This is a genomic window from Pseudomonadota bacterium, from assembly GCA_026388315.1.
In the GTDB taxonomy this organism is placed as follows: Bacteria; Desulfobacterota; Syntrophorhabdia; order Syntrophorhabdales; family Syntrophorhabdaceae; genus MWEV01.
The window spans coordinates 1-5,711 of the sequence record JAPLKA010000059.1 but is presented as its reverse complement, the minus strand read 5'-3'; the positions used below and the strand labels follow the sequence as shown (position 1 = coordinate 5,711).

6 protein-coding genes are annotated in these 5,711 nt (G+C 44.8%); 2 read left to right on the top strand and 4 right to left on the bottom strand.

From position 1 onward, the window contains the following. Window positions 1-332: 332 nt before the first annotated feature. Both NTX75_09565 and NTX75_09560 read right to left on the bottom strand, forming a co-directional pair. Window positions 333-617, bottom strand: a complete 285-nt coding sequence (locus NTX75_09565) for a helix-turn-helix transcriptional regulator (GenBank protein ID MCX5816473.1) — start codon at window positions 615-617, stop codon at window positions 333-335. Further along, on the bottom strand, window positions 595-936 hold the full coding sequence (locus NTX75_09560) for a type II toxin-antitoxin system RelE/ParE family toxin (protein MCX5816472.1): 342 nt from the start codon (window positions 934-936) through the stop codon (window positions 595-597). Before NTX75_09560 ends, NTX75_09565 begins: the two co-directional genes overlap by 23 nt. A gap of 848 nt (window positions 937-1,784) precedes the next feature. Here NTX75_09560 and NTX75_09555 point away from each other — a divergent pair. Beyond that, entirely contained in the window at window positions 1,785-2,150 is a 366-nt protein-coding gene (locus NTX75_09555) for a MarR family transcriptional regulator (GenBank protein ID MCX5816471.1), read from the top strand. 229 nt (window positions 2,151-2,379) lie between these two features. Here NTX75_09555 and NTX75_09550 read toward each other — a convergent pair whose 3' ends face one another. Both NTX75_09550 and NTX75_09545 read right to left on the bottom strand, forming a co-directional pair. Beyond that, on the bottom strand, window positions 2,380-2,835 hold the full coding sequence (locus NTX75_09550) for a tetratricopeptide repeat protein (protein MCX5816470.1): 456 nt from the start codon (window positions 2,833-2,835) through the stop codon (window positions 2,380-2,382). Between the two features lie 417 nt (window positions 2,836-3,252). Further along, a complete protein-coding gene (locus NTX75_09545; protein ID MCX5816469.1) occupies window positions 3,253-4,620 on the bottom strand; it encodes a glycerate kinase in 1,368 nt (455 codons plus the stop codon). A 195-nt stretch (window positions 4,621-4,815) separates the two neighbouring features. Here NTX75_09545 and NTX75_09540 point away from each other — a divergent pair. After that, window positions 4,816-5,711: helix-hairpin-helix domain-containing protein (locus NTX75_09540; GenBank protein MCX5816468.1), on the top strand; the 896-nt coding region annotated here is incomplete at its 3' end.

Here is a 5,711-nt window from a genome sequence, read left to right as displayed (position 1 = left end):
TTTTTGGGTACCCTGCCGATAGGCTGAAATGGGCCTGCGGCCAGGCCGCGCTTAGGCCAATTTTCATGTTCGAAGACCAGGTCAAGTTTGAAAATTGAATGGAAGCATATCGATGCATGGGTAAAAAAGCGCAGGGAGCAGGGAGCAAAACAGTGTTCCGGCCATATAGAATGAGAAAACTCAGGAAACTCCAGTGAAAATTAAGGATTGATGGATTAAGGAGTAAGGATTAGAAGATAATCCATAATCCCCACTCCTTAATCCAGTATTTTTAAGGTTCGGTCCGACCCCAATCGACCCTTAGAGCAGGGAACCTTACCGTGATGATGCTCCTAATCCCTCCGCAATCTCAACTCAAGACGACAACCGAGGGCGCGAGCATACTTTTGCAACGTGGCCAGTGATGGCGAGTGTTTTCCCCTGCCTGATTCCAGACGTGCTATCGTGGATTGTGTTGTGCCAATACGTTTGGCAACCTCCGCCTGCGTGACACCTGCGGCAGCGCGTGCTTTCAGGAATTCATCAAGAAAGGTAAATTCATCGGCAAGGCTTTCATATTCGGCTTTTACATCCGTACGTTCGAGGGCACGGTTTTTAAGTTCTTTGTGTGTAAGCATCTTCGACCTCCTTCATCCGCCGTAGGGCTATATTAAGTTCTCTCGACGGGGTTTTGTCTGTTTTCTTTATGAATTGATGCAGCATCACTATCTTTTTACCAACTATCGTGCAGTAAAATACACGCAAAATTCCTTCTTCGGCCTGAATCCGCAATTCAAACAGGCCTTCACGCATTGCTCGTGTGTGAGGCATGCCCAGATTTGGGCCGTAAAGTTCCATCCGGTCAGAATATCGCAGATATCGGGCAAGAAAACCAGCGGGCAATGCAAGGATTTCTTTCTGTATGGACTCGCTATAATAAGAAATTGTCCAATTCATAAACAGATTATAGCATATTTGCTATGTTACATCAAAAGGAAAGTTGATTTCTGTCAAGGTTGTTTATGCTGTAAACTCATCACGCAGCAAAGATTATGGTGTTATATCAAAAGGATTAAGATAATCCATAATCTCTACTCCATAATCCAATATTTTTAAGGTTTGGTCCGACCCCAATCGATAGAAGTTCCGATTCCTTAGAAAATAGTTTTTAAAAAGTTAAATCGTGTGAAGCGTTGTTCTTGTTGACTTTACGGAGATTTAGGCGATGACGGAAAATGTTTCCGTCACTTCATCTGGTAAGGAGTCGGGGAGACATATCCTTTGCCTATCATCGTGAGCAACCTCACCTTGTCTGTCATCGCGAGCGATCTCTGGGAAGTGTGGTGATCTCAAAGAATGGGATTCACAGCGTCTTCATTGACTTTCTGACGATTATAAGAATCTCCGAAACTGTTTCGGAGAGTTCCGGTTCCTCAAAAAAAAGTTTTAAAAGTGAAATGACTCTATGCAAGGTCTGTATTGACTTTACGGAGATTTCAGAAATTGCCGAAACAGTTTCGGCAATTTCCTTGGATAGGTCTTTGGGTCTCCGGTTATAGCTTCTGCCTGTATCATGCCAGTTCAGTTTCAGGGAATACTTTTTTGCCCCGCTGACCCCGGTGGTTATTGTTCAATCCCCTTTTTTATTACTTGCTGTTTTTATGCTATATGGTATAATTGACCAATATGAGAACTCAATTAATAATGCATGAAAAAATCAACGATATTGCCGGAAATACGGTTGAAATTATGCCCCTATCATCAGCAGACAAACCGCACGGATACCGGTTAGAGGTATAAAACCGATGAGAGCAAAAAAGGTAAAGATAGGCATAAAAAGCATTGAAGACGCTCTCAATGATGCAAAAGAAGTAATGAAGCAAATTGAGCGCGGAGAAAAGATTAAAAAAGAGGTAGGGGTATACTTTACCAGCTTTGAGGCATTCAGGAAGGCTTTAACCCCGAAGAGGCTTGAGCTTCTGCACACGGTTAAGACAGAGCAGCCACGATCTATCAATGAGCTTGCACGTCTGTTAAAACGGGACATTAAAAATGTTGCCGAAGATGTAAAATACCTCATACAGATAGGTTTTATTGAAAGAGAAGGCCACGAAAGGGAGGTAAAACCGTCAATAAGCTATGACCGGATAGCTTTGGAAATAGCGATATAGAAAAAGTAAAAGGGGCAGGCCCTTGCAATACTGCATTTGGTAGTGATTGTCCTGCCTTCGACAGGATAAAACCGTACGGATTGCGCCTGTCCGCCAAGACGCTCGCGGTGCAGGTGGGGATTTCGGACTCTGCTCTTTCCACGCAGGCTGAAGCCTGCGGCTATCCGCTATCCGCTTTTAATTGCCTTGCCCCTCGAACCCTCGACCCCTTGCCCCTCGACCCCTGCCTTTACGGTATCAATCTATACGGCAATGCCCGCTTTGCCCATTCACTGTCTTTGTATTCTGCGATGAGTTTTTCATATGCCTGTTTGAGATGTTTGGGGTCATGGGTACCCTTGTACCCGCAGACGCCACGGAGAAAGACCGCTTCGGGCGCTGAACCGCTTTTTGGATATTCGGTTACAACCTTTTCCAATGCTTGGAGCGCTGCAGGAAATTGATCGAGTTCGTAGTAGGTTTTTGCCAATCCGAGCAAAATGGAAGGGATTAATTCCTCCGGCGGCAGAAAGCCGACTGTGCGGTGGTGTTCTATGCCGTTCCAGTCAACGGCGATGAGAGTGGGTGTCCATTTTACATTGAAATCTGTAGCCAATGGTTTTGCATTGAATGGCACCCGCAGAGGAATGACGTTGTTTAAGATGAAGTCCGTTACCTTGGAATCTGGATACGAAACTGTATCCATCTGTTGACAGCCGATTCAGTCAGGGTTAAAAAAATCTACCAGAACAGGTGTTTTCTCGGCCTGTGCCTTGGAAAGGGCTATTTTCCAATCCGTTTCCCATTTAATTGTATTTCCCATCTCATACCTCCTTATTTGGTTATGTGTTTTGTCAAAATCTCTTTAATCATTTTGCCGCCCGCTATCGCTCGACAAATGCGGACAAGAGCAGACGAATAATTATTTTGCCAGTCGGCGACATTGCCGCCTGACAAATTTTCAGCCCTAACGGGCGAATATGTTAAACTTTTACTCTGCCCGAAGGGCATGGAGTATATCGGGTGCCAGGTCGGCACCCGATATAAAATACTGTCCGGTTTTTGTCCGATCTTGTCTGCGGCTGAATAAAAAAGGTTATTCATGTATTTTGACCTTACCCGGTTATTTTAATATGATGATTTGAATATCCATCACATTCGTTCCTGTTGAGCCTGTGACAAAAAGCTCGCCAGTGTTTTTAAAGAATATATAAGAATCATTATGCTCCAGGTAGACCAAAGGGTCAAGACCTTTTGCTTTTGCCTTTTTTATTGTTTGCCCATTGACGATAGCACCCGCCGCATCAGTGGGCCCGTCTGTGCCATCGGTTCCCGCAGACAAAAGGGTCATTCCGTCTGTGTCTGCTATCTCGAGGGCAAAGACAAGGGCGAGCTCCATGTTTCTCCCTCCAATACCATTTCCTTGCACAGTTACCGTTGTCTCCCCCCCGGAAATCAAACAAATCTTTTTGTCCCCCGACCCCCCGACCCCTTGACCCCTTGAACCCTCGAACCCTGCCTTTATGACCCCCGACCCCTGACCCCTTATTTCTATTGCTTTTAGCGCCAGCCATTTTGCTACTTCGCGGGCTTCCCCCTGAAGCTCAGATGTCAGAATTGTCGTTTCAAAACCTGATTCTATAGCCTTCTTAGCCGCCGCTCCGGTTGCTATTTTATTGCTTCCAATAATGATATTTTCCACCCTTTCGAATACCGGATGCTCACTTTTGGGGGTTTCCATTACATTTCCTTCAGAACCTTTTATTGATATGTGCAATATATGATCTGGAATGTTATCTCTAAGTCCGTACTTTTCAATAACGTGAATGGCATCCTGATAGGTGGTTTCGTCAGGTGATGTCGGCCCTGATGCGATGGCATCCAGCGAATCTCCTATGACGTCTGATAATATGAGGGATATGACCTTTGAGGGATATGCGATTTCTGCAAGCCTCCCGCCTTTTATGGCGGAAATGTGTTTTCTCACAGTGTTAAGCTCGTTTATATTTGCCCCGGCTTTAAGTAACAATTCTGTGACCCGTTGTTTTTCATCGAGGGTTATGTTGTTACAGGGGGCTACGAGGAGGGCGGAACCGCCACCGGATATGAGACAAAGCACAAGGGTTTGGCTATCCCCGTTTTTAAGCATATCTATTACATGTTTTGTTGCGGCCAATCCCTTTGCATCAGGAACTGGATGACCTGCTTCAAAAATCTCGATATTGCCGGTCAATGCACCTTGTGCATGACCGTATTTGGTGATGACTATCCCTTTTGTGATAATATCCCGGATACTGCTCTCTGCAAGCGCTTTTGTCATTGCAAAGGCGGCTTTACCAAAGCTGACAAGATAGAGTTTATTGCAATGTTCTTTGTGATATGCCGCTAATATGGATTCGGCATAACCTTTAACTAACTTATAAGGATCAACGGCCTGTACCGCAGCGTTGAAAATATCGATAGCAGTTTTCCTGGAAGAATCGTTTTTCATTCCCACCTTCTTACCTTCCCATCTTCTTCCCTACATTATACCTCTATCGGTTTGAATATCAATATGATTCCCATGACAACAAAAACCATCGTTTCTGCAGCAGGTCCCCAGAACCTTTTGCAAGAGGCTCATAATATAGAATAATTTCTCATGAAAACAATGTACCTTTTTCCTTACTGTTGATATGATAAGCAGATGTTTAAGGACAAAACGCAGCTTGAAATTAAAGGGCAAATCGAGCGGATTACTTACTACAATGAAGAAAACGGTTACACCATCGCCAAGGTCAAGGTACAGGGAAGGGTAGACCTGGTTACCATTGTTGGAAACATCGTATCGTTAATCCCCGGAGAAGTGTTGAAGCTTCAGGGCTTCTGGGATAACCACCCTAAGTACGGTGAACAATTTAAAGTAGTATCATACGAATCAATAATGCCTGCAACGGTGAAGGGTATAGAAAAGTATCTCGGTTCAGGCATGATCAAGGGCATAGGCCCTGTTACGGCAAAAAGACTTGTGTCAAAATTCGGCATCGAAACACTCTCCATTATTGACAACGATATAGAAAGGCTCAATGAGGTCCCGGGTATCGGTGAAAAGAGGGTCGAGATGATCCGGAAGGCCTGGGAAGAGCAGAAGGATATCCGCGATGTGATGATATTCCTCCAGGGACATGGCGTAAGCCCCGCCTACGCAATAAAGATATATAAGCATTATGGCAGGGATTCAGTAAAGGCGGTGAGCGAAAACCCTTACAGGCTTGCTATGGACATATTCGGGATCGGTTTCATCACAGCAGACAGGATTGCTGAAAAACTTGGTATCCCGAAAGATTCTCAAATCCGGATAGAGGCAGGTATCCTTCATGTGCTGAATCAGCTTTCCGATGACGGCCATGTCTATTACCCGTACGATCTCCTGATTACAGAGTGCAGCAAGATTCTCAATGTAGAGGAAGACCGTATTCCCGTTGCCCTCGACTCCGTTTCCACTAAAAAAAAAATAGTTGTTGAGGATGTTTTCAATCCGCAATCCGCAATCCGCAATCCGCAATTAAGTGCCGTTTACCTTGCCCGATTTTACCTTGCCGA